22 protein-coding genes are annotated in these 24,288 nt (G+C 62.2%); 2 read left to right on the top strand and 20 right to left on the bottom strand.

Annotated features, from left to right (window positions below; genetic code table 11):
* Positions 1-4 precede the first annotated feature (4 nt).
* The 15 genes from VES88_05010 to VES88_04940 form a co-directional block, all read right to left on the bottom strand.
* Positions 5-1,375 (bottom strand): CCA tRNA nucleotidyltransferase, encoded by a 1,371-nt coding sequence (locus tag VES88_05010; protein ID HYN80840.1) that lies wholly within the window; start codon positions 1,373-1,375, stop codon positions 5-7.
* 4 nt (positions 1,376-1,379) lie between these two features.
* Positions 1,380-2,381 (bottom strand): asparaginase, encoded by a 1,002-nt coding sequence (locus tag VES88_05005; GenBank protein HYN80839.1) that lies wholly within the window; start codon positions 2,379-2,381, stop codon positions 1,380-1,382.
* Position 2,382: 1 nt separating this feature from the next.
* Positions 2,383-2,718, bottom strand: a complete 336-nt coding sequence (locus VES88_05000; GenBank protein ID HYN80838.1) for a hypothetical protein — start codon at positions 2,716-2,718, stop codon at positions 2,383-2,385.
* Positions 2,719-2,778: 60 nt separating this feature from the next.
* Entirely contained in the window at positions 2,779-5,625 is a 2,847-nt protein-coding gene (gene alaS, locus VES88_04995; GenBank protein HYN80837.1) for an alanine--tRNA ligase, read from the bottom strand.
* 21 nt (positions 5,626-5,646) lie between these two features.
* The gene (locus VES88_04990; protein ID HYN80836.1) at positions 5,647-6,114 is read right to left on the bottom strand and encodes a regulatory protein RecX; all 468 of its coding nucleotides are present in this window, start codon (positions 6,112-6,114) and stop codon (positions 5,647-5,649) included.
* 115 nt (positions 6,115-6,229) lie between these two features.
* Positions 6,230-7,303, bottom strand: a complete 1,074-nt coding sequence (gene recA, locus VES88_04985; protein ID HYN80835.1) for a recombinase RecA — start codon at positions 7,301-7,303, stop codon at positions 6,230-6,232.
* A 109-nt stretch (positions 7,304-7,412) separates the two neighbouring features.
* A complete protein-coding gene (locus VES88_04980; GenBank protein HYN80834.1) occupies positions 7,413-7,793 on the bottom strand; it encodes a YraN family protein in 381 nt (126 codons plus the stop codon).
* A gap of 93 nt (positions 7,794-7,886) precedes the next feature.
* The gene (locus VES88_04975; GenBank protein HYN80833.1) at positions 7,887-10,316 is read right to left on the bottom strand and encodes a DNA translocase FtsK; all 2,430 of its coding nucleotides are present in this window, start codon (positions 10,314-10,316) and stop codon (positions 7,887-7,889) included.
* Complete coding sequence (locus tag VES88_04970) at positions 10,234-10,983, bottom strand: 2-phosphosulfolactate phosphatase (protein ID HYN80832.1); 750 nt, start codon at positions 10,981-10,983, stop codon at positions 10,234-10,236. Before VES88_04970 ends, VES88_04975 begins: the two co-directional genes overlap by 83 nt.
* Positions 10,983-12,338: an acetyl-CoA carboxylase biotin carboxylase subunit gene (gene accC / locus VES88_04965; GenBank protein ID HYN80831.1), complete on the bottom strand. Its 1,356-nt coding sequence runs from the start codon at positions 12,336-12,338 to the stop codon at positions 10,983-10,985. Before accC ends, VES88_04970 begins: the two co-directional genes overlap by 1 nt.
* 13 nt (positions 12,339-12,351) lie before the next feature.
* Positions 12,352-13,515, bottom strand: a complete 1,164-nt coding sequence (locus tag VES88_04960; GenBank protein HYN80830.1) for a type IV pilus twitching motility protein PilT — start codon at positions 13,513-13,515, stop codon at positions 12,352-12,354.
* Entirely contained in the window at positions 13,508-14,008 is a 501-nt protein-coding gene (accB, locus tag VES88_04955) for an acetyl-CoA carboxylase biotin carboxyl carrier protein (protein HYN80829.1), read from the bottom strand. The genes VES88_04960 and accB overlap by 8 nt, the downstream gene beginning before the upstream one ends.
* Before the next feature lie 70 nt (positions 14,009-14,078).
* The gene (locus VES88_04950; protein HYN80828.1) at positions 14,079-15,167 is read right to left on the bottom strand and encodes an aminopeptidase P family protein; all 1,089 of its coding nucleotides are present in this window, start codon (positions 15,165-15,167) and stop codon (positions 14,079-14,081) included.
* A complete protein-coding gene (gene aroQ / locus VES88_04945; protein ID HYN80827.1) occupies positions 15,164-15,598 on the bottom strand; it encodes a type II 3-dehydroquinate dehydratase in 435 nt (144 codons plus the stop codon). Before aroQ ends, VES88_04950 begins: the two co-directional genes overlap by 4 nt.
* The gene (locus VES88_04940; GenBank protein ID HYN80826.1) at positions 15,595-17,490 is read right to left on the bottom strand and encodes a tetratricopeptide repeat protein; all 1,896 of its coding nucleotides are present in this window, start codon (positions 17,488-17,490) and stop codon (positions 15,595-15,597) included. Before VES88_04940 ends, aroQ begins: the two co-directional genes overlap by 4 nt.
* On the opposite strand from VES88_04940, the gene VES88_04935 reads away from it, so the two are divergent.
* Together VES88_04935 and VES88_04930 are read left to right on the top strand one after the other, a co-directional pair.
* On the top strand, positions 17,419-17,667 hold the full coding sequence (locus VES88_04935) for a hypothetical protein (protein ID HYN80825.1): 249 nt from the start codon (positions 17,419-17,421) through the stop codon (positions 17,665-17,667). The two genes, VES88_04940 and VES88_04935, sit on opposite strands and share 72 nt — an antisense overlap.
* 229 nt (positions 17,668-17,896) lie before the next feature.
* Positions 17,897-19,717, top strand: coding sequence for a peptidyl-prolyl cis-trans isomerase (locus VES88_04930; protein HYN80824.1), 1,821 nt, complete (start codon positions 17,897-17,899; stop codon positions 19,715-19,717).
* Positions 19,718-19,751: 34 nt separating this feature from the next.
* Here the strand turns inward: VES88_04930 and VES88_04925 are convergent, their stop codons facing one another.
* From VES88_04925 to hutI, 5 genes are read right to left on the bottom strand one after another with little or no spacing between them, the layout of a single operon-like run.
* Positions 19,752-20,018, bottom strand: coding sequence for a twin-arginine translocase TatA/TatE family subunit (locus VES88_04925; GenBank protein HYN80823.1), 267 nt, complete (start codon positions 20,016-20,018; stop codon positions 19,752-19,754).
* Between the two features lie 9 nt (positions 20,019-20,027).
* Entirely contained in the window at positions 20,028-20,309 is a 282-nt protein-coding gene (locus VES88_04920) for a DUF4321 domain-containing protein (protein ID HYN80822.1), read from the bottom strand.
* Entirely contained in the window at positions 20,309-21,334 is a 1,026-nt protein-coding gene (locus VES88_04915; GenBank protein HYN80821.1) for a polyprenyl synthetase family protein, read from the bottom strand. Before VES88_04915 ends, VES88_04920 begins: the two co-directional genes overlap by 1 nt.
* Positions 21,331-22,986, bottom strand: coding sequence for a tetratricopeptide repeat protein (locus VES88_04910; GenBank protein ID HYN80820.1), 1,656 nt, complete (start codon positions 22,984-22,986; stop codon positions 21,331-21,333). Before VES88_04910 ends, VES88_04915 begins: the two co-directional genes overlap by 4 nt.
* Positions 22,987-23,028: 42 nt before the next feature.
* Entirely contained in the window at positions 23,029-24,288 is a 1,260-nt protein-coding gene (gene hutI / locus VES88_04905; GenBank protein HYN80819.1) for an imidazolonepropionase, read from the bottom strand.

Raw genomic sequence — 24,288 nt, 5'->3', positions numbered from 1 at the left:
TGGATTACCCGCCGGGCCCGCGTTGTTGCTGCGACGGACCGCCCGCTGCGAATTCTTCGCCGCTGGCAATAGCCAGCAGGCGATCGTGAGTGTTCACATTCGGGTCATTAATAACCCTTTCGAGCAGGCCGCGTAACGCGCGCCCTACCGCCGGCCCGGTTATGCCAATTCTCTCCAGGTCACTCCCTCCAATCGCGAGATCGCCGACATCTATTGGATCCCGGTACGCGATACGTATTGCCCGCCGATACACGGAGGACACACGTTCCCTGGATGGTGCCGGCACGCCCGCAGCGCACTCAGCCCACCAAAGTGCGTCGGCCAGACGAAGGACTGAGGCAAGACGCGTGCGACCGGCAATTGCTGCCCACCGGCGAAGCGCTCGATCAGCCGGAGCGACATCAGCCATCAGCGCCTGTCCCATCTCGTCCGAAAGCTGATGCCACGCATCCAGAACGCCCGAGATCCACCGCGTTTCGGCATTCGAGAATCTGAGTGACTTCAACGTCGCCGCAACCTCACGAGGCTTCGCCCCCGCAAAAAGACCGGTGAGACGCATCACTTTTCTCTGAGGCCGCGTCACCATTCCCGGGATCCTCAGATGGTCGAGGGCTGCGAGGTGAAGATCGGTTATCTCGGCCAAGGCAGGAATGAGAACGCCGAGCGCACCGCTGTCTCGCCACATCCGGAAGGCGCGGCTCGGCAGACGCACCTGCTCCATTGTCTTCTCGATCTCCTGCTTGACGCGCTCAGCCGAAAGGCGGGCAAGGTCTGGCGCGCTCGCGACGATGGACCGCCAGGTATCGGCCTCGATCTCGAAATCGAAGCGCGCGGCAAATCTCATCCCGCGCAGCGCCCTGAGCCGATCTTCGCGCATCCTTTCAGATGGCTCCCCCACCGCCCGGACGACTCCCTGCTCGAGATCGACCCGCCCGTCAAATGGATCGTGCCAGCTTCGCTGCGTTGGCGAAAACGCTATGGCGTTGATGGTGTAGTCCCGCCTCGCAAGGTCTTCGTCGAGCGTCGCACCGAATTCGACCACAGCGTGCCTGCCGTCAGTCTGAACGTCCCGGCGATAAGTCGTCACCTCGTGCATCACGCCCTTGTTGTCGAGCACACCGACTGTTCCAAACTCGATTCCCACCGGAACGGTACGCGCGAAAATTCTCCGGATCTCCTCGGGCTTCGCCACAGTGGCGAGATCCCAGTCGAGATGTCGATGGCCGAGCAGCGCATCGCGCACCGCGCCGCCTACGCACCATGTCTCGAAACCCGCCTTCTCAAGCTTGCGCGCGATCTGCAATACTTCGCGCGGTGGATGTACGTCGGGCGTGACCGGATGGGGCCGTGCGTCTCCGCGCTCCGGCGGTGTCATCGGGTCAGCCTTCGCGGAACATCGAGCGTATCGCTGTCATGCGCATCCCCGCTCCGAGTGCAAGCATCAGGTCAATTCGAGCCTGCTGCGCGCGACGTGACCCGCCAAAGATCACACCCATCTCTTCCAGTCGTCGGCCTCCGCCGGCGTAACCATACGTGTGACCCACACGGCCTCCCTGCGTTCGAGACGTGAGCACTACCGGCTTGTCGTCTGCAATCCACCGCTGGATTGCCGGCACCACGGCGGGCGGGACATTGCCGCGGCCCATCGCGGCGATCACGACCGCGCGCGCCACGCCTCGCGATGCATCGAGCAGTCGCTCATCGCAGCCGGCCGCGACGAATATGATGTCAACCGGCATTGCCAGTGTCGCAGGATCGATTATTGGCGGGGCCGGCGGCAGCTCCCGGTGCATTATGAGCTCCCCTTCATCGAGCACGCCGATTGGGCCGAGCCCGGGACTCTCGAATGCGTCGAGCAGATGGGTGTTTGTTTTTGTCGCGTCCAGCGCCGCGAAGATCTGGCCGCTGATGACGACCAACACACCGTAGCCCCGCATCTCAGGGCTGGCCGCGACTCGCACTGCCTCGAGAAGATTTGCCGGACCGTCCCACCCGAGGTCGCTGACCGTGCGCATCGCCCCCGTAAATACCACCGGCTTCTCCGCCGACAGAGACCGGGCGACCAGATAGGCGGATTCCTCGAGCGTATCTGTTCCATGAGTCACCACAACTCCTGTGACCTCGGGTCGCACGAGGTGCTCCGCAATCCGGTTGCGGAGTGTCCACATGCGCTCGACTGTCATGTGTGGCCCCGGGAAAGCTCCCCACTCCTCGGTCTCGACACCAGTGACGGCTTCGATGCCGCGCGTTGCTTCCAGGATTTCTGCGGATGTCAGTGACGGCACTGCCCCGCTTCCGCCCGGGTCGTTTCGCATTGCGATCGTGCCGCCTGTGAAGAGAATGACTATCAGGTGCCGGGCTCCGTACAGTCGGCAACCCAAGTCATGTCGATTCGCCCCGATCAGCGCCCGTGACAGCCGCAAGCCGCAAGATCATTTCATCGGTGAGCGCGGCGAGCCTTTCGCAATCCTCCGCGGCCGCCTCGACGGCGTAGGTGATCAGAGCGTCGGCGGCGAGCAAGTCGAGTGCGGCAGTTCCATTCCGCTCATTGCCTGGCTGGTCGACAGTCTCGTGCAGTATGGCCGCTGCGGCCGCAATGAGCGCTCGGGGATAATCGTTCGCTTCCGAGCCGGCGGACGCCGGTACTGCCGCGGCGATTCTCGCTGCCAGGCGCGGTGGCGGTGATGGAGTCCGCGAGGCGAGCCAATCTCTCAACATTGTCGCTCAATAATCGCGCTTCGGCGAGTGCGCTGCAATGCAGCGGCGCAGATCGAGCGATTAGAGAGACGCGAGTTGTTTCTCCACGGTCGGCATGACGGCGGCGAGAGCGTGCGCGACAGCAGATTCATCCGGAACACCGCCTTGCGCCATGTGAGCTTTCCCGCCCCCTCGTCCTCCGGCGGCTTCAGCAATCTGCTTGAGAATGCTGTCCGCTCTCATGCCTCGCTCGCGCAAATCATCCGTCACGACGCAGAGAAGGCTCTGCTTTCCGTTTATCTCCGCCGCGAGTACTGCGACCCCGCTGCCGAGACGGTCGCGAATTGCATCGGCGAGAGCGCCAAATGTCCTGGTATCCGGAGCGGCTACGCGTTCCACAACGACTCTTATTCCTTTTACATCTTGCGCTCTTTCCACGAGCCGCTCGACCTCGCCACCGTTGCCGCTGCGCATCGCTTCGTCCACACGCTTCTCGAGCGAGCGCTTCTCCTCGACGAGTGACTGGACGCGACGGACAACGTTTTCGGGCGTCGTGCGCAGTACGTCGGCGACCTCGTCGAGAGCCCTGGCCGTTTCATTCAGCCGGGCGTACGCCTTTGGCCCGGTGATCGCCTCGATCCGGCGAACGCCGGCCGCGACGCCGGATTCCGCAACGACTCGGAACAGCCCGATTTCCGAGGTATTCCTGACATGGGTTCCGCCACACAGCTCGGCCGAGACGCCGGGAATGCGCACTACACGAACGACATCGCCGTACTTCTCGCCAAACAGCGCCATTGCGCCCGACGAGAGAGCTTCACTGTAGCTCTTTTGTGCGATGTCCAGCGGAATCGCATTGAACACTTCACGGTTCACGATCTCTTCAACGCGCGCAATCTCCCCTTCGGACATCGGACCGTGGTGCGTGAAATCGAATCGCAGCCTGTCGGGCGCGACGAGCGAGCCCGCCTGATGGACGTGCTCACCGAGCACATCCCTCAACGCAGCGTGCAGCAGATGAGTTGCAGTATGGTTCCTTTCAGTGTCGAGCCGCTTGTCGCGAGGAACCGCTGCATGGGCGTGACCAAGCTTGATCTCGCCCTCCGCTTCGCCAACCACAGCAGCCTGGCCATCGACTTTCCGCACCTCTTCCACGTCGAGCCTCCAGCCTTCTCCGGTGATCGTGCCAGTGTCGGAGACCTGTCCGCCGGATTCGGCGTAGAACGGAGTTTCTTTCAGCATCACCGCGACGCGGCCATCGGCGAGCTTCGCGTAATCGATTACCGTGGTGTCGGTCTCGATACGGTCGTATCCGACGAAGGCAACGGCTCCGGCATTTCTCGCTGCGCCGGCGCGCCTGGATTCACCATCTCCGCCTGCAGAGCTCTCACTTCCGCCGTCCGCGTGCCACGTCGCGCTCATGAGATCATCTGCCGAGACGCCGATTTGTCGAGACCTGCGCTCCTCCTGTGACTGCGTCCGTTGCGCGGCAAGTGCCTGCTCGAAACCGGCAATGTCAACGGTGTAGCCGCGCTCGCGCGCCATGAGCTCTGTAAGGTCGATCGGAAAACCAAAGGTGTCATAAAGACGGAAGGCATCCTCCCCCGAAACTGTTCCGCGAATAATGTCCGAGCCCTGGGTCGTCTCAGGGGGTGCGATCTCGTCGAACCTTCGCATCCCGCCGTCGATCGTTGCGAGAAAGCGTTGCTCCTCTGCCAGCGTCGTATCGATGATGTGTTTCCGACGCTGTCGCAGCTCCGGATAGACGTCACCCATCAGCTCGATCACGCGCTCGACGATCTGGGCAAGCATCGGCGTCGAGCGGCCGAGAAGCCATCCGTGCCGAACTCCGCGGCGCAGAATTCTCCGCAGCACATAACCGCGTCCTTCGTTTGACGGGAAGACTGCGTCGGCAAGCAAGAATGCGACGGCACGCCCGTGATCGGCGATAACGCGGAACGACGCGGGATCGACCAGTACCCGGTTGTCCTTTTGCACCGCGGCCGAATAGTCGGCACGGTGCGGCCCCGAGGTGAATTGGTGCCAAAACGGCTCGTCCGAGTCCTTGCCGCGGTACGGGATCCCCGTTGCATTCTCGACACTCTCGATAAGCGGTCTGAACAGGTCCGTGTGGTAGTTGTTGTCTACTCGCTGCACGATTGCGCTGGTGCGATCCAACCCCAATCCGGTATCCACCGAAGGCTTAGGCAGCGGAACCAGCGTGCCGTCGGGCTGCTTGTCGAATTGCATGAACACGAGATTCCAGAATTCCAGGAATCGGCCGGCTTCAGTGCCTTCGACGAATGCGTCCTTGGAGAATTCGGTGCGATCGCGCTCTGTCCACTCTCCTGTCGCTCCTGCTGGGAAACGATAGTCATCGGTGACATGAGCCAGATCCGTGAAGATCTCCGAGCAAGGCCCGCACGGACCGGTATCCGCCATCTGCCAGAAGTTGTCGTGCGCGCCGAGCCCGTAGATGCGCGAGTCAGGCAGTCCGGCGATCTCCCGCCATAGTGCCCGCGCCTCTTCATCCTCGTGAAACACGGACACCCGCAAATGCCGCGCATCGAGCTTCAGATCCTTGGTCAGAAACTCCCACGCGAACCTGATTGCGTCGCGCTTGAAGTAGTCTCCGAAGGAAAAATTCCCGAGCATCTCGAAGAACGTGTGATGCCGCGCGGTATGGCCGACCTGCTCGAGATCGTTGTGCTTGCCTCCAGCTCGAACGCATTTCTGCGAAGTCGCCGCGCGTCTTCCGAATGCGGGGTTCTCCTGGCCAAGGAAAACCTTCTTGTATTGAACCATGCCCGCGTTCGCGAACAGCAGCGTCGGGTCGTCCTTCGGGACGAGCGGCCCGCTCGGCTGCACCGAGTGGCCGTGACGCGCGAAATAGTCGAGGAACCGCTGTCTGATCTCCGCCGCTTGCATGGACGTAATATACGCGGCGCCCTAGTCTGCCCTCATCACCTTCCTCATCACGACGTTGATTTCGTCGACGTCGTAGCCGCGCCGGGCAAGGTGCGAATAGAGCCTGCGTTTTACAACCGGCGGCTCGAGTCCCGAAAGCAATGCGAGTTTCTTGCGGGCGTCCTTCTCGATTACCGCGGCGAGATCGACAGACTCCTCAGCGATAACCGATTCGATTGCGGCTTCGGCGATGTCGCTCCCGATTCCGCGCTGGAAGAGCTGCTGGCGGATACGGCGGCGGGAGGATCCCGGGCCCAGTAATCGGCCGCGGACAAATTGCGCGGCGTATCGATTGTCGTCGAGGATCCCGTTGGCCAGCAGGCGCGCGATCGTCGCATCGACGTCCGTCAGCGCGAATCCTTTTTGCGCCAGCTTGCGCTTCAGATTTCGCGCGGTGTAGGGCCGCGCTGTCAGAAGATTCAGCGCTGTTTCGTAGGCCGATGCGGACACTTATCCGTCACCCGTTACCGGTTCACAGATAAAGGACTGGGGCCGAGTGAGCGTGTCGCATGGCGGATGAACACCGGGCCCCGCCACCCGGAACACTCAACCGACCCCGAAACCGCTAATCCTCCGCTGCTTCAACCTCGGTCTCACCAACCGGCGGACGAATGCCGAGTACCGTCTTCACCTTCTCTTCCACTTCGGCGAGCAGTACCGGATTGTCCTTGAGGTACATCTTTGCATTCTCACGACCCTGCCCGATGCGTTGCGAGCCGTAGCTGTACCACGCTCCCGATTTGTCGATGATCCCGGATTCAGCCGCGATGTCGAGCACCAGCGACGCGTGACTTATCCCCTCAGCGTACATGATGTCAAATTCTGCCTGCTTGAACGGCGGCGCGACCTTGTTCTTCACGACCTTGACACGGACGTGCGAGCCGATGATGTCCTCCTTCTCCTTCACCGCCGCAATACGCCGGATGTCCAGACGGACCGACGCATAGAACTTGAGCGCCTTTCCACCGGTGGTCGTCTCCGGATTGCCGAACATCACGCCGATCTTCTCGCGCAGCTGGTTGATGAAGATGACGGACGTCCTGGAACGCGCGATGGCACCCGTCAGCTTCCGCAGCGCCTGGCTCATCAGCCGCGCCTGCAAACCCATGTGCGAGTCGCCCATGTCGCCTTCGATCTCGGCGCGCGGCACGAGCGCAGCGACTGAGTCGATGACCACCACATCGACCGCTCCCGAGCGAACGAGGATCTCACAGATCTCCATCGCCTGCTCACCCGTATCCGGCTGGGACACGAGGAGGTTGTCGACATCGACACCGAGCTTCTGCGCGTAGTCGGTGTCGAGCGCGTGCTCGGCATCGATGTATGCGGCTACGCCGCCGGCGCGCTGCGCGTTGGCGACGACGTGCAAACAGAGCGTCGTCTTTCCACTCGACTCGGGACCGTAAATCTCGGTGACCCGCCCACGGGGAATGCCGCCAACTCCGATTGCCGCGTCGAGGTTGATCGCGCCCGTCGGAATTGCATCGACGCGAACGCGTGAGTCGGAGCCCATCTTCATGATCGAACCCTTGCCGCAGTTCTTTTCGATCTGCGCGATCGCCAGGTTCAACGCCTTCTTTTTGTCTTCACCCATTACCGACACGGCCATCTCGCTCACCCCATGGTTGACGTTGAACATCTCTGGCTAGCGGCTCCGCGGGGGGGCGCGCGGGATGCGGAAACTCGCTCAAAAACCCCCTCGGACGCTACCCGAATAAAATACGAAGGTCCCACCGATATCTCAAGGTTTACCTCACGGCAAAAGCATTCTCGATATGCACAAGCTCGGGTTCTGCCCCGCCGAAGATCACACCGACTACATCGAACCGATACACGTCTCCCCGACGGTGGAATCGGCTCATCCAGTCGCGAGCCGCTTTCGCCATTTCCCTCTGCTTTCGCCAATGCACGGCGCCCAAGGGGCCCCCGTAAGCGCTGGAAAGCCGGGTCTTGACCTCGACGAAGACGACGACCCTTTCCTGTCCCGCTCCAGTGAGCTCCGCCACGAGATCGATGTCACGATGCCCGCTCCGAAACCGCCGGTCGATGATCGTCCACCCTTTCGACACGAGCCATCGTTCGGCAGCTCGCTCGCCGCGTTCTCCCAGCACCTGACGTGTTGCGAGCATGGAGATGAACGTAGTGAGGCTGGCCCGTCGGGAAGCACCGGTTCGACACGCGGGTAATCGATATGCCGCACCTACCCGCGGCAGGGCGAAGCCTTATCTGGGTCCGCAGATCCTGTCGAGGTCGTCGAGACCGGCCAGGACGTCCCGTGGCTTCGAGCCGTCTGGTGGACCGAGTATTCCCGCGGCATGCAGCTGGTCGATAATTCGGGCGGCGCGGCCGTAGCCGACTTTGAGTCGCCGCTGAAGCAGGGACGTCGAGCCCTGCTGGTGCTGAATGACAACCTCGGCTGCTTCACGGAACAGCTTGTCGCGATCACCCTCAGTGGTTTCGTCACCGGTGGGCGTGCCGGACTCCTCCGCTTCCTTCTGGCGGATCCTCGCGATGATGTCCTCCTCCGGTCGCTCCTCAAGGAACAGGCCCTGAGCTTCGGCCATCGCCCTGCGCCTCTCTCGGCGCTGATTGTACCAGTCAGTGATTCTCTCGGTATCCTCGCTTGAGATGAACGCGCCCTGCAGCCGCGAGGGCTCCGACTTTCCGGGCGGAACGAACAGCATATCGCCGTTTCCGAGGAGCGCTTCCGCCCCCATCCCGTCGAGAATCGTCCGACTGTCAATCTGCGACGCGACCCTGAATGCGATGCGACTCGCGAAGTTTGCCTTGATCAGACCGGTCAGGACGTTCACGCTCGGGCGCTGCGTCGCGAGTATGATGTGGATGCCTATCGCGCGAGCCTTCTGTGCGAGCATCGCCAGCGGGGTTTCGACCTCTGCCTGAACGGTCATCATCAGGTCGGCAAGCTCGTCGATGATGAGCACGATGTAGGGCAGGATGCCGGCGGTGTATTCCGTGTTCTCGAACGCGACATCGGGCCGCTTCGGCAATTGGAGCTTCGCGCCTTCCTGAACTTTTCGATTGAAGTCCTGGATATTACGCGCACCGTTCGCTGCCATCAGCTCGTAACGCTCCTGCATCTCGAGCACAGCCCACTTGAGCACTGCGGCAGCGTCGCGGTTGTCCGTCACGACTTTGTGCCTCAAATGCGGCAGCACGTTGTAGACGGAGAGCTCCACCATCTTGGGGTCGACCATCAGTAAGCGCAGGGTCTTTGGCGTATGGCGAAAGATCAAACTGGTGATGAGCGTGTTGATGCACACCGATTTTCCCGACCCGGTTGCTCCCGCAATCAGGAGGTGCGGCATCTTCGCGAGGTCTTCGATCACGGGACGCCCCTGAAGGTCCTTGCCGATTGCGATGGGCAGCGCCGCGCGCTTCTCGCGCCATTCACGGGTTTCCATCAGCTCGCGGAACGGCACGACTTCCGGAGTCGGATTCGGAACTTCGACCCCGACCGCGCCCTTCCCCGGGATTGGTGCGACGATCCTGATGCTCTGTGCTCGCATTGCGAGAGCCAGATCGTTTGCGAGCGAAGCGAACTGACGAACCTTGACTCCCGCCGCAGGCGTGATCTCGAATTGTGTCACCACCGGCCCGGTGGTGCGGCCCACGAGATCTCCCTCGACGCGGAATGTTCGAAGCGCGTCCATCAGCTTCACTCCCATCGCGTCGAGTGCGCGGTTGTCGACTTCGGGATTTCGGCCCGGCGGCATGGCGAGCAGCTCCGGCGATGGTCGCTCATCGTCGTCTTCGTCGCCGGCAACGGCGCCGGCGGCGTCTATCTCCGCAGCTATCCTGTCGGCATGCTCGCTCGCGATGTCCGCCTTGGTTTTCTTCTTCTTCTTATCACCACGCGCTGAATCGTCGCGCTCGATTGGCACGCTCTCGCGACCGGGTTGCAGGCTGAGGTCGACGGCCGGCATCTCCTCCGGCGTCGGCTCGGGCGGTCGAGCCGAGCGCGCGGCGCGTGAGCTCGACCCCTGGAGAAGTGTCTCATCCTCGAGCGCCGAGCCGTCGCCTGCGGTTCCTGCCGTGCGCGGAGTCTTGCTCACGAGCGCGCGAACCGGATTCCACGAAAGTGTTGCAGCCATGAGTGCGCTGAAAGCGAGGAGCAGTATAATCCACGCCCCCGCGTTTCCGGCAAACTGAAGGAGATAGAAAGCGACAAAGCTTCCCCAGACTCCCGACAAACCGGTTGCTTCGCGAAGGCCGCCCTCTCCCAGCCCGAACACGATCGGCAGCAGCAGCACGACGCCGAGGAGAAAGACCATCCATGACCTGTCCGTCCGCTGGTCCAGTCTTCCGAACAGCCGGAGTGCGTGCGCGGCCGGTGCGAGCGGAAGCATTGCGGCGGCAGGCCACCCGAGGGCGTTGGCAAGAGGGAGAGCGAGGAGATCCCCGACCCAGCCGAAAGCGCTTCGGACGTCGGCGCGACCGCCGAGAAGTCTGACGCCTTCGGCCGTCAGCGCGCCGGCGAGGAACAGCGCGAAGAGCAGGAGCCCGATGCCCGCGAGCTCGCGCCTCAGGGCGGAGCCTGGAGCGGCGTTAGCGTTCGCGGTCGGGCCCGAGTCGAGTGATTTGTCGGTCCTGATAGATGGGGACCACAGGCTGCGAATCCAGTTCAGCACAGGACTCGAGGTCCTCCCCGAACCCTGCTTCGGCGAGCGCTTTCCCGTGTGACGAGTCCCGGAAGATCTTCGCGATGTTGTCGCCATATTTTCGATCGATGATCTCGCAAGCGCATGCCGCATCGTTCAGAACGACGGAGCTTGGGTTGCGCTGGGAAAGGGAGCGAACGTATCGGCCCGCACACGCGGCGTCCTCGAGACTAAAATGTCCCTCGTCGCCCGCACATACAATCGCGACGTCAGTGTCAGCTCTAACTGCGGTCCCGAGCATGGCCGCCACCGCGGCGTGATTTACGTACGAAGCAATGACGACGTCCCGGGCGCCGATCAGCCCCGTGAGCGCACGCGTTCCGTTCGTAGTGGTCAGCATTATCGTCTTTCCGCTCACCGCCTCACTCGTGAATGACGCCGGCGAGTTCCCGAAATCGAATCCCGCTATCGCCTGCATCTTCTGCTCGCCGGCGAGCATCACTTCAGAGCGGTCGAACTGCCTCGAATGAATGATCGCGAGATCGGCGCTTTCCAATGGAACGATGCTCCGCGCTCCGTTTGCCAGCGCGGTCGCGATGCTCGTCGACGCGCGGAGCACGTCGATTACGGCGACCACTTGTCCGAGTACCGCGCCAGGAGAAAGCTCGTGCGGCGACGGAAAGACTCGCAGCTTCACTACACTGGCTCCCGGAGCAGATGAGCCTCACGCTCGAGGAACTTCGTGTCGATGTCGCCCGCCTGAAAGTGCGGATCGGCCATCACGCGGGCCAGAAACGGAATTGTCGTCGTCACTCCTTCGATAATGAAGCTCTCGAGCGCAACCTGCATTCGCCGGAGCGCCTCGGCGCGATCCCTCCCCTGGCAGATCAGTTTCGCCAGGAGTGAGTCATAGTACGGCGGCACAGTGTACCCGGTGTAAACGTGAGTGTCGAGCCTGACCCCGGGCCCGCCCGGAGGATGAAACACATCGATGCGCCCTGGCGAGGGTTGAAAATTGCGCGCAGGGTCTTCTGCATTCACGCGACACTCGATGACATGCCCGCGCAGCGCCGGCGGCTCACTGACCGAGAGCTTTTCACCTGCGGCCACCCGTATCTGCTCCTTCACCAGATCCACGCCGGTGAGCATTTCCGTCACCGGATGCTCGACCTGGATTCGGGTGTTCATCTCCATGAAATAGAAGTTTCCGTCGGCGTTGAGCAGCATCTCGATCGTGCCGGCTCCCACGTAATCGATTGCCTTCGCCCCTCTGACGGCCGCGTCGCCCATGCGCTCGCGCAGATCGGGAGTGACAGCCGGGCTCGGAGCTTCCTCGATCAATTTCTGGTGGCGCCGCTGCACGGAGCAATCCCGCTCGCCGAGGTGAATTACGTTGCCGTGCCTGTCGCCCATGATCTGAAACTCGACGTGGCGCGGACGCTCGAGATATTTCTCGACATATACGTCGCCACTCCCGAACGCGGACAATGACTCGGATCGTGCGAGCTGAAATGACCGTGTGAAATCTTCCGGCTCGGCGGCAACACGCATTCCCTTCCCACCACCTCCGGCCGCGGCCTTGATGATCACCGGAAATCCGATTGCCCGCGCAAACTCCAGAGCCTCGTCGGCGTCGTCCACGGGACCGGGAGTGCCGGGAATGATGGGAACGTCGACGCGAGCCATTGCATTCCGTGCCGCAGCCTTGTCGCCCATCACTCTGATCTGCTCGGCTGTGGGGCCGATGAAGGCGATGTTGCTCGCCGCGCACGTCTCGGCGAACTCCGCGTTCTCGGCGAGAAATCCGTAGCCCGGGTGTATTGCGTCGGCGCCGGCGATCTCCGCGGCGGCGATGATTCGCGGAATTTTCAGGTAGGAATCGCGGGCCGGAGCAGGGCCGATGCAGACGTCGTCATCCGCGAAGCGAACATGGAGGGACTCTCTGTCCGCCTCCGAGTAAACAGCTACTGTCTGTATCCCAAGCTCGCGACACGCGCGGATGACGCGAAGCGCAATTTCACCGCGATTCGCGATCAGGATCTTCTTGAACATTTCAAGCTGTGGATCAGCTTCTCACTTCCTGGTTCAGATGCTCCCACTTGGAGTCGCTGGCACTCGCAATTCCCTGCACGCGCAGCGCGAATTCGCTTGGATTCGTGGCCGAGTACATCGCGTTTTCATACGATATGACGTCCTTCGTGTACCAGTTCATCAACGACTGGTCGAAGCTCTGCATTCCATACTGAACTGTTCCGTCGGCAATCAGCTCCGGGATGTCGAGCGTCTTCGACACGTCGCGGATGTTGTCCCTGACGGCCGCTGTATTGACGAGCACCTCCACTGCGGGGACCCGGCCCCTCCGGTCGGCACGCGGAATCAGTCGAAGCGAGATCACTGCCTCGAGCGCGCTCGCCAGGAGAAAGCGCACCTCGGACTGTTGATCCGGCGGATAGAACGAGAGGACGCGGTTGATGGTCTGCGTGGCGTCGGTCGTGTGCAGCGTCGAAAAAACCAGGTGCCCCGTATCCGCCGCCTTCATCGCGGTGTCGAGCGTCGCGAAATCGCGAATCTCACCTACGAGCAGAACATCGGGATCCTGGCGCAGCACGCGCCTGAGAGCCTGCTCGAAGCTGCCGGTATCCGTTCCCACCTCGCGCTGACTGATGCGGGACTTGTTGTCCCTGTGCAGAAACTCGATCGGATCTTCGATGGTAATGATGTTGGCGGAGCGATTCTGATTGATGTACTGAATCATCGCCGCAAGAGCGGTGGATTTTCCCGAGCCGGTGATCCCCGTTACAAGAACGAGCCCGCGCGGCTTCAGTGATATCTGCTCGACTATCGGCGGAAGGTTCAGCTCGGCGATCGTATGAGCCTGCAGCGGAACCACACGAAACGCATAGGCGATCGTGCCGCGCTGCTGAAAGGCGTTCACGCGAAAGCGGCCGATCCCCGGTACACCGAGCGCGAAATCAGCCTCCTTCATCTCCGAGAATTCGCGCTGACGCTTCGGAGGCATGATCTGATCCGCCAGAGCTTTCATGTCGTCGGAGCGCAATGGCGGCAGAGGCAGGCTCCTCAGCTCGCCGTCGACGCGAAGCGTGGGAGCGCATCCGACTTTCAGGTGAAGATCCGAGGCGTTCTGCTCGAGCATCTGACGAAGCACGCCGCGATAATCGAAGCCGGATCCGACCGCCTCGGTTTCTCCGTCAGGCGTGATCTCAACCATTCGGATCGACTCTGAAAAGCACCTGGCCGTACTCCACCGGATGCGAATTGAGCGCCAGTATTTCCTTTACCACTCCATCGAACTCGGACTCGATTTCATTCATGATCTTCATCGCCTCGATGATGCAGAGTATCTGGCCCTTCGATATGCGGTCACCGATCGTCAGGTAAGGCTTCGCACCTGGCTCCGGTGCGCTGTAGTAAGTGCCGACCATCGGGGACTTCACCTCCAGATATCTCGCTTTCGGCTTCTCCGTCCGAGCGGCCAGCTCGGCCGGTGTTGCCTGGTCGCTACCCGGCGCTGCTGCCGGTGCAGTTGTCGCCGCAACCATCTGCGGCACCTGCATCGGAGCGGCGACTTGAACCGTTGCCCGCTGATTCGAATTCTTGGAGATGCGAATCCTCATCCCCTTGTCGGACGAAATCTCGATCGAGTCGACGGATGAGCCGTCGATCATGTCGATCAGCTTCTTCACGAAGCGCAGGTCGATCATGCCGCCAGCTCGGCCGTGAGCGTCCAGTCCCGCCCGCCAGCAATGCCGCGCAGTCTACGATTGAGGTGTCTCATGCTACCTCTAGTAGCTCACGGGAAAAATCCGTGAGGATCATTGGACCCGCGGCCGAGAGGTGAACGTCGTCCTCAATACGGACGCCTCCCCACCCCGCGCGGTAAATTCCTGGCTCGATTGTCACCACCGCGCCGACCTTGAGCGCCGATTCAGCGGTTCGCGCCAGTCGCGGCGCTTCGTGCACTTCCAGGCCCAGTCCGTGACCGAGGCCGTGACCAAACGCCGCTCCGTGGCCGCGCCGCTCAATGTAGCTCCTCGCGAGCGTGTCGGCAGCCTTTCCGGTCATCCCTGCGCGCACCGACGACGACGCGATTCGATTCGCCTCGCGCACTATCTCGTAGACCTCCCGCTGCTCCGGACTTGCCGCGCCAACGACGAGCGTCCGCGTCACGTCCGAGCAATAGCCCCCGAACTGCGCCCCGAAATCGAGCAGGACAAAATCTCCTCTCTCGATGACTCTGCGCGACGCCCGGGCGTGCGGCAGCGCGGCCCTTGGGCCCGATGCAACGATTGGGGGAAAAGGTGCCTCCTCACTTCCTTCGTCACGCAAAGCTTTCTCGAGGATGCCGGCCACCTCGAGCTCGGAGAGTCCCGGATGAATCATCGGAATCACACGCGAGAGCGCCTTCGTCGCAATTCGGCCAGCCTTGGCGATCAGCGCCACCTCCTCTGCGTCCTTCGATTCGCGGAGATCCTCCACCAGTCCAGCCTGAGCCCGCCACTGCCAGCGGGAGCCCTCGTTCAGCAGACGCTGAAAGTCGCGGTGCACGAGGTGGGCGGACTCGAACCCGAGGACTTCAACGGTCTGCAGTCGCGGCAGGCGATCCCACAAACCGGTCCACAGGCTCGTCTTCTCGATCAAAACCTCCGCAAGGTCGCCGATTTCCTCCGCCACCTGCGTCTCGTACCGGAAGTCGGTGATGACCACCATGTCCGCGGCCGTGACAAGAAGCAGCGCGCTCGTTCCCGAAAATCCCGTGAGGTACCGGATGTTCGGGAGTGAGTTCAGAAGCAGTGCGTCAATCTTCTCGGTGAGGAGGCGCTCACGCAAAGCGCCGCGACGGCGCGCGCGTGCCTGAGTCATGCGGAGAGCTTGGTCACGAGCCCTCGTAAAGCCAGCTCATAGCTCATCGCGCCGAAGCCTGCAATGATCGCGACGGCCGCGTCCGCGAGCACCGAATGGCGTCGCTCCGGCTCACGCGCGTAGATGTTCGTGAGATGGACTTCCGCAAACGGAATCGCGACGCTGGTCAAAGCGTCGTGGATCGCAAGACTCGTATGACTGTAGGCACCGGCGTTGACGAGTGCGCCGTCCGCGGAACCCTTCAATGCGTGAATCGCGTCGATGATGTCACCTTCCCCGTTGAACTGGGCGAAGCTGAGCGCAACGTCCAGCTCGCGCGCGACTTCGCGAAGTCTCGCTTCGATCTCGGAAAGCGTGGTCGTTCCGTAGATCGTCGGCTCGCGCTGTCCCAGAAGATTGAGGTTCGGTCCGTTGATGACCGCAATTCTCACGACTCTGCCAGTCCGTCGAGCCATTCTCGAAACCGCCGAATGTCCTCCTCGGATTCCTTCACCGGGTCACCGCTCTGGCGATTCGCCGGGACGTCGCGCGCCAAGGGAGCGGCCGGCGTCGTGAGCGGTGTCGAGAACGGCGCTCCATGCGCAACAGCACCGCTCAACACCGCGGCGGCGCGACTGTCCTCGGAGTCGACCGGAACGCCAGCGAAGAGGTTCGCGAACGCATCGTCGGCGATGGGATACTCGTCCAGTGCGCCGACTTCTTCCGAGCGCTCCGGTTCGTTCACCGGGGCGACCGGCTCAGTTGTCTCGGGCGTCTCCTTCTCGTAGCCAGACGGCGGGCGCGCCGCACCGAGTGTGGCAAAAAACTCGCGCACGGTAACCGGCGGCTTCGAGTAAGATGGCCCAGGTTCCGTTGCTGCTTCGCGCGATAACCCGGCCGGCCACTCCGCTCTTGCTTCCCGCTCCGATTCCCGTTCGGGCTCCGCTTTCGGCTCAGGCTCCGGTTCGGGTCCAGGCTCCAGTTCCGGTTCAGATTCCCCTGCTTCGTATGTCAGTGCTGCCGGCGTCGCTTCGGCTGTCTCCTGCCCGGACTCCGCGATATCCTCCGACAGCCCGAAAATCCCTTCGCGATCCTGCACGTCGGCGAACGGCCAGTCGCCCCATGAGTCGGCTGAATCCCACAGTTCGTCAGACAGCTCCGTCTCAGCCGTAGAATCCCCGTCCTCGATGCGTTCCGCATTCACGCCTGTGGTGGCCGCCGAAGCCATCTCGGGCGTACCGGTATCCTCTGCGGCCTCGAGGGGCGCGGCGGCTCCCGCGGCACCGACGTCTTCCCCAGCGAGAGGCGCCGCTGCTCCCTCGCCCGACAATTCTTCGATACGTGCCTGAAGCCCTGCGTCGCCGGGCTCCTGATCGGCGAGCTGACGGTAAATCTCGAGGGCCGGCTCGATGTAGCCCTGCTGCAGGTAAAGCTCAGCCAGCGTGCGGGTCACGATCGGCGCGCTTTCCGTCACCGGGGTCGCCGCGCGTGACGGTGTCCTGCGTGCGGGCGGCTCAGGCGGCGCCTCCGCCTCCGGCGGAGTGCGAGCAGTATCCGAACCGCTCGCGGGAGCGGGCGAGCTTCCTTCACCAGCCGGAGCTTCCGCCGAAATCGGGACCTCGCCTGCCTCGTCCTCTAAGCGTGGGACTCCAGTCTCCGGCGCGTCTGGCGTTTCACTCCTGACGGAGTCCCAGGCGTCATCCGAAGCTGACGATTCCACGAGCTCCAGGTACGGGCTCTCGTTGAGATCCCATTTCATCTCTGACGGTGCCGCGAAATCCATTTCACGCGCGTACGGCGAGACAAGAGAGTCTTCGCGTACTTCTGTGTCGTTCGTATCGGCGTTGTCGAGTGCCGGCTCTGGCTCTGGCTGCGGCTCTGGTGCCGGTTCCGGTTCTGGTTGCGGTTCCGATTCTGGTTGCGGTTCCGGTCGCGGCTCGGTCACCGCTTTTGCCTCGGCCGATTCTGCGGCGAGTCCTTCCGACTCCGCACCGGTGAGAGCTTCAGCCTCCTCATCCGCGCTTTCCAGCTGAGCTTGCGCAAGCGCCTCGGCACCAGACTCATGCTGTACTGCGGGCTCAGCGGGTTCGATTTCCCGCGAAGCCTCTTCCGGCGGCGAATCCCGTTGCGCCTGCGGCGCAGCCGTCAGCGGCTCGGTGAGCTCGGCGAGATAGGCAGCGACCTCCGCATCGTGAGGGTCGCCATCAAGCGAGCGCGAATACCAGCTCCGCGCTTCTTCGACATCACCGCGCTGCCGTGCAATGTCGCCGAGATGACGGAGCACGATGATATTCTCGGGATCGAGCGCGAGGGCCTGATGAAATACGACACCGGCTTCGTCCATACGGCCAGCGTCATAAAGAGCCTGACCGTAGACAACGTGGCCGCTCATATGACCCGGCTGCTGAGCAAGGTGAGCCCGACAAATGGCAATCGCCTGCTCGGGATCTCCTGCTTTGCGGTATTCGTTGGCAAGCGGCGCAAAATACCGACGCGGATTCTCGTGGAATTTCTGCCGTAACTCTTCGATCCGTGGTGAACTCTGCATCCTTGAACCCCGCTGGCGTAGCGTCCCCGGCGCGAGCGGGGCAGAACGGCTCAAGATACCGCGCATTGAGGAATGGCGTCAATGTGAAGTCAGTGCGCGGCTTGCTTTTACGCCCTCTGAGCCGGTAGTTTTTGAGGTTCTGCTCGTTCAGGGCACGACCCTCAAAAATGCGCCGTCCGGAGTAACACGCGTGCTGCAGTCCATGCGGAGTTCCGCAAAATACATCTGGATATTCCTCATCATTTTTTTTGTCGGGGGATTTCTCCTAGCTGAAACGTCGGGACTTCTTGGCCGAGCCCCGGTAACGACTTCGACCGCGGTCGCGACGGTCAACGGTGAAGACATCCTGGCCATTTCGTGGTTCGACGCGACTCAGGCCCTCGATCAGCAGGCCACGCAGCAGAGCGGTCGCACCCTTTCCCTCGACGATCGTCAGCGACTGAAGGACCAAGCCTTCGAGGAGCTCGTCGACGCGGCGCTGCTGAGGCAGGAGTACAAGCGGCGAGGAATCGTCGTGACCGACGAGGAGATCGCCGACGCTGCCCGCTCGAGCCCGCCACCACAGCTCATGCAGAGCCCCGAGCTTCAGACGAACGGGAGATTCGATCCCGAGAAGTATCAGCGCTATCTCGCCAGTCCGGCGGCACGTCAGGAAGGACTTCTCCTTCAGCTCGAAGCGTATTATCGCGACGCCATTCCGCGCGAGAAGCTCTTCCAGCAGGTCGCCGCCGACGTATATGTGAGCGACGCAAGGCTCTGGCAGATGTGGAAGGACACGCGCGACACCGCCCAGATGTCGTACGTCGCATTCCGCCCGGAGATGCTTCCCGATACCGGAGTGGCTGTGCCGGACAACGAGATCGCCGAGTACTACGAGAAGAACAAGAAGGATTTCGAGCGTCCCGCGCGGGCGACTGTATCCGTGCTTGCGATTCCACGCGCTGTGAGTCCGGCCGACAGTGCAGCAGTTCGCACGCGCATTCTCGGTCTCCGCGACCGAATCGCCAAGGGCGAGAAGTTCGAGGACATCGCGAAAACAGAATCGGCCGATTCAACCTCGGGCGCTGCCGGCGGCTCGCTCGGCAAGGGAGTCAGGGGCCGCTTCGTACCGCAGTTCGAGGATGCCGCATACGCGCTCAGCGTCGGTGAGCTATCGCAGCCGGTCCTCACGCCGTTCGGCTACCATCTACTCAAGGTCGACGAAAAGAAGGGTGACTCGATATCGATTCGCCACATTCTGCTGCGAATCCAGCAAAGCGATTCGGCCGCAACCGTCACCGACAGGAAGGCCGACGAGCTGGCCAGAATTGCCGCCTCCACAACCGACAAGCCGGAAAAGCTCGATGAAGCCTCGCGCACGCTCGGGATTCCGATTCAGAAAGCAACCGTAGTGGAAACTGACGCCCTCACGATCAATGGACGGTACGTTCCGAGCGTCGGCTCATGGGCGTTCACCGGCGCAGCGGTCGGTGAAACAAGTGAACTGTTCGACGCCGAGGACGGATACTATCTCGGTCGTCTCGATTCGCTTACGCCGGGAGGAAATCCGTCGCTGCAGGAGGCGACCGCGGAGATCAAGGCGCTTCTCGCGCGACAGAAGAAGCTCGACAAGGCAATGCCTCGAGCACGGTCGCTGGCGACGCGGGCGGCGGCGACGTCGCTCGAGCAGGCCGGGAGCAGTGAAGGCCTGGAGGTCACGAAGAGTCCTCGCTTCACGAGAGTTGGCGGAGCCGAAGGAATTGGCCGCTTGAATGAAGCGATCGGCGCCGCGTTCTCTCTTCCGATCGGTGTGGTGAGCGCCCCGATCAGAACGCATGACGCCATTTTTGTCGAGCGCGTGGACAGCCGCGTCGTTGCCGATGGCGCAGCGTGGGCACAGCAGAAGGATGCCCAGCGGGCGCAGGTGATGAATCAGGCGCGGCAGCAGCGTGTGCGGGAGTTCCTCACCAACCTGCGCGCGAACGCGAAGATCGTCGATCGTCGAAAGGAGGTCGAGGCGGCGAATCGCCAACTGGTTCAATAGCTCGTGCCCGGGCTCCCCGGGCACGCTTTCCTTCTCAGATCAGCCGCTTTGGCTCCGGAGCAGGAGTCGTTTCTTCGGCTTGAGCGGCGCGGCGCTGTTCCAGCTCAGCCGCACTGAGCCGCGGCTCGTAACGCGGCGCGTCCGAGTCGATCTCGCGGGTCGCCTCGTTGATGTTCTTCTTGAACTCCTTGATACCCTTGCCCATCGAGCCTGCAATCTCGGGAATTCGCTTCGCCCCGAACAGGAGCAGCACGATTACCATGATGATCAGGATCTCGGGAAAACCGAGGTTTCCGAACATTTCTTCCTCCTAGAAGAGAGAGCGCGCGATCAGGTAGGCGATCAGCACACCCACGAGACTCAACAACGAGACATCGAGAGCCACCGGGCCAAGCGCGAACTTGAGAATGACCATGTCCAGCGTCAGCGGCCCCACCGATGGTGTTACCCCGGTGGTGAAGAATTCCTTCGCCGATCCGGGCGGTAGAAACGTCCTCGCCACCTGCGTCAGCAGCCCTCCTACAACGAAGCCGCTGGCGAGGACGAGTCCATGAAACACCGCGCCACGGCGGGCCGCTCCACGCGGAGGCATCAGGCGTGTCGCTCCATTACATACGAAATAGAGTCTATCAGCGCTGTTCGCGCCACCGTGTCCGGAAGGATCCGCAGAGCATCCTCCGCCTGAGCGGCAAACCGGGAGCCGGCCTCGCGAGCGTAATCGAGTCCTCCTGATTCGCCGACAATGCCTATGACCTCGGCAATCGCCCTTTCATCGGGCGAGTCAGAGGCGAACAGGGCCTCGACGCGGGATCGCGCGCTCGAGGGCATGATCCTGAGCGCCGCAATCAGCGGCAACGTCATCTTGTGCTCCTTCAGGTCGAGGCCGGTCGGCTTCCCCGCCGTCGCCTCCGCCTCCGTGTAATCGATAAGGTCATCGGCGATCTGAAAAGCCATACCAAGCAGCTCTCCGTATTTCGCCAGAGTCTGACGGTGATCGCTCGCGCCGCATAGCGAGCCAATCTCACACGCAGCGGACATCAATGACGCGGTCTTTGCGCGAATCAGCGCATAGTAATCGCTCTCCGAAAACTGGAGGGGATCATCCACCACGAGCTGTCGAAGCTCTCCAATCGACATCTCGGTGGAAGCGCGCGTGAGAGCCTGCAACGCTCCGAGATTGCCTTGCGTCACAAGCCGCGAGAGCGCGGTTGAATAGAGAAAGTCGCCCATTATCACCGAAACCTGGTGATTGAACAGTGAATTCAGCGTGGGCATGCCGCGGCGAAGGATCGAGTGATCTATCGCGTCGTCGTGAACCAGTGTTGCGAGATGAATGAGCTCCACCGCGGCGGCGAGCGTCACAGCCGCCGGTTCTGGCCTGTCCTCGACGCTGCTCGAGAGCAGAACGAGCGTTGGACGAAACATCTTGCCGCGCATGGCCATCAGATGAGAGCTCATTTGTGCGACGAGAGGAACGTCGGCGGCTACCGCGCGCCGCATCTCCTCGGTGACTGCGTCGAGCCGCTCTCGCACAGGCTCCTGGATGCGCTGGAGGGCGCTGAGCTGTGTGTGGGTCGTGCTTTCCTCGGGCGCTGGAGCTGCGCCCAGCGCCGTCATCGGCGCGCCTTTGCCAGCGAGCTCAGTCGTCGCGCGGCGTCGCGAAATCCCATGTCGACGGCAATCACTCTTTGATAAAACGCCGAGGCTTCACCGGGCTTGTCGAGCTCCTCAGCCGACCGCCCACGGAGGTAGAGCACGCCAACAAGCGCATCCTCAGTGAGCCCGGACTCGTCGACAATACGATCGAGGATCGTCGCCGCGACGGCCGGCTGACCACGCTCGATGAAACACTCACCGAGCGCTTCGGACGCGCGAAGCCGATGGCTGCTCCCGCGGGTCGCCTTCTGAAAGGCGGAAATCGCTTCGTCCATCAAGCCCATCTCGCGGAACGCGATGCCGAGGTCGTAGTGACTGTCGAAATCAGTGTCGTCCACGCTCCGTGCGACTCCCTCCTTGAATTTATCCAGCATCTCGGCGAAATCCTTCTGCTGGTTGTTCAGAGGCGCTTCATCGTGGGCAACCATCCGCGTCGACTGCGGCGTTCGATTGTCCTCGTACCAGCGCGCGAGATCGACGAACTCGTCGTCAGCTTCGCCAGTCTCGACGGAGTAAGCGGAAGTCGTGCCCGTCGATATCACATCGAGTCCAGCGAGCGGATCGCCTAGCGACGTTTCGTGCAGAACGGGAACCGTTGCGTCCTCGCCGACTTCCTCCTGGTCGGATGCCGGGTCGGATGCCTGGCCGGATGCTTGCTCGGATGCTTGCTCGGATGCTGACGACGGCGCGGCGTGCTCGCCCACGAGCGGCGTGAGCTCCAGAAGCTCCGGCGGAGGGCGCATGTCCACGAGCTCCAAGCCCGGACCATCCGATGGCTTTTGCGCGCTGTCGGCTTCTCCCTTCGACGCGAGCGCCGTCAGCTCGAGTCCTTCGAGCTGAGCAGGGCCGCGCTCTGTGTGCACAGGCGCCTCTCTTGGTTTTGCTGCGTTGGATTCGGGCACGACAGTCTTCGCCGCAGGCACGTCGTCGATGTAGTCGAGGTCCAGAAATACGAGACCCTCTTTCTTGTGCTGCCGCGGTGTTGAAGTTCTTTTCGGCGTGAAGCCCGGGTCGAGCGCCTGCATTCGCTCAACCGTGGCGGCGGCTTCAGTAGTCCTTCCCTCGGCTTCCAGTGTGTCGTACAACAGCTGCAGCTGCTCGAGCGCTTCCGGTTTTCGATCCGCCTTGACCAGCTGATCGGCAAGCATCAGCCGAACATCGTCCTGCCCCGGACACAGGTCCGCGAACTCCTTGAGAGCGCGGAACGCTTCATCGAGTTTGCCTCCCTTCTGCATCCGGTCCGCGTACTCGAGGAAATTCTGCTTCGCGTCGCTGTTGAAGCCCTTTTTCGCGCTTATGAGGCCGAGCTTGTAGTAGGCACTGCTCCGGTTAGGCGAGTACCGGAGGATCTTGTTGCATAGAGCGATCGCGTTGTTGAAAAAGCCGCCCTCGGCGTACAGATCGACGGCTTTCTCGTAGTAGTTGATCGCCTCGTCCGTGTTGCCGACACGAAAGTGAAGATCGCCTACGCGATTGTAGAGAGGAACGTCACGCTCCTCGTCAGTGGCGCGGGACGAATCCAGCACCTGCTGGTACAGCTCGAGCGCCTTTTCGTAGTGCTTTTTCTGCTCGAACTCCGCGGCCTTCTTCTTCAGCTTTGCGATATTCGACATCTAATCCGGTGAAAAACGTGAACCTAGTCGGAAGTTACCGGCTTACGCGCGAGCGTGACAAGGTTTTCCCCGGGCCCACGTCGCCTTACAACGACGATCACCATACCAATACGGTATCTCACGAAAGTCGGCGACATCGAAAATGGTGAGGTCCGCGGAGAAGCCGGGCGCAAGCTGACCAACCTTCTCCGCGAGTCCGAGAGCCGCCGCTCCGTTGACAGTAGCTGCTACGAGCGCCTCGCTGGCGCTCATCCGCAGCAGGCTCACCGCAAGCGTCAGGATCAACGGAAAGTTCACCGTTGGCGATGTGCCCGGATTGAAATCCGTTGCGAGAGCCACGGCTGCTCCAGCCTCTATGAGTGCGCGGGCCGGCGCCTGCTTCGCGCGGCCAAGAAAGAGCATCGTTCCCGGCAGAAGCGTCGCGACCGTATCGCTCGCGGCGATTGCCCTGATGCCCGAGGCCGAGATCGCGGCGAGATGGTCCGCGGATACGGCGCCGATATCGGCCGCAAGCTCGGCGCCGCCGGCAGGCTTGAGCTCATCGGCGTGCAGCTTGATACCGAGCCCCGCCGTACGGGACGCCTCGAGTATGGCTCTGGTTTCCTGAAGGGTGAAGACGCCCGGCTCACAGAACACGTCAGAGAACAACGCAAGCTTTTCTTCGGCAACCGCCGGTATGATCGTCTTGACGATGAGCTCGACGTACTCTGAACGCCCGTTCGGACGCTGCCTGTGCTCCAGCGGGATTTCGTGTGCAGCAAGAAGCGTCGCGATTATCCGGATGGGGGTCGATTCCGCCACTCGTCGAATGACACGAAGAGACTTGATCTCATCGTCGAGCGAAAGCCCGTAACCCGACTTGATCTCGATGGTCGTCGACCCGTAGCTGGCGAGCCGGCGGACGCGCTCCAGGGTCAATTGGTAGAGCTCGTCCTCCGTCCTCGCCCGGAGGTCGCCAACCGAAGCATGGATCCCGCCGCCTTTCTGCGCGATCTCCATGTAGCTGCTCCCCGCGGCTCGCAGCTCATGCTCCTCATACCGCGCGCGCCCGAACACGGCGTGCGTGTGGGAATCCACGAGACCAGGCGTTATCACTGTGTGGGAGCAATCCACCTGCTTCGCGTCCGGAAACTGCTCGAGGAGCTGTTCCTGCGGCCCGACTGCAGTGATCACATCTCCCTCGATTGCGACGGCGCCACCCGAGATTGCCGCAACGTCGGCCATCTCCCCGCCGCGGCGGGCGCGGGCCGGGCCGGCACAGGTCACGACCTGCGCCGCGTTCAGAAAAAGCGTCGCGTTCAC

The sequence above is a fragment of the Gemmatimonadaceae bacterium genome (genome assembly GCA_035633115.1).
Classification (GTDB): Bacteria; Gemmatimonadota; Gemmatimonadetes; order Gemmatimonadales; family Gemmatimonadaceae; genus UBA4720.
This window is presented reverse-complemented; position numbering and strand designations above follow the sequence as displayed.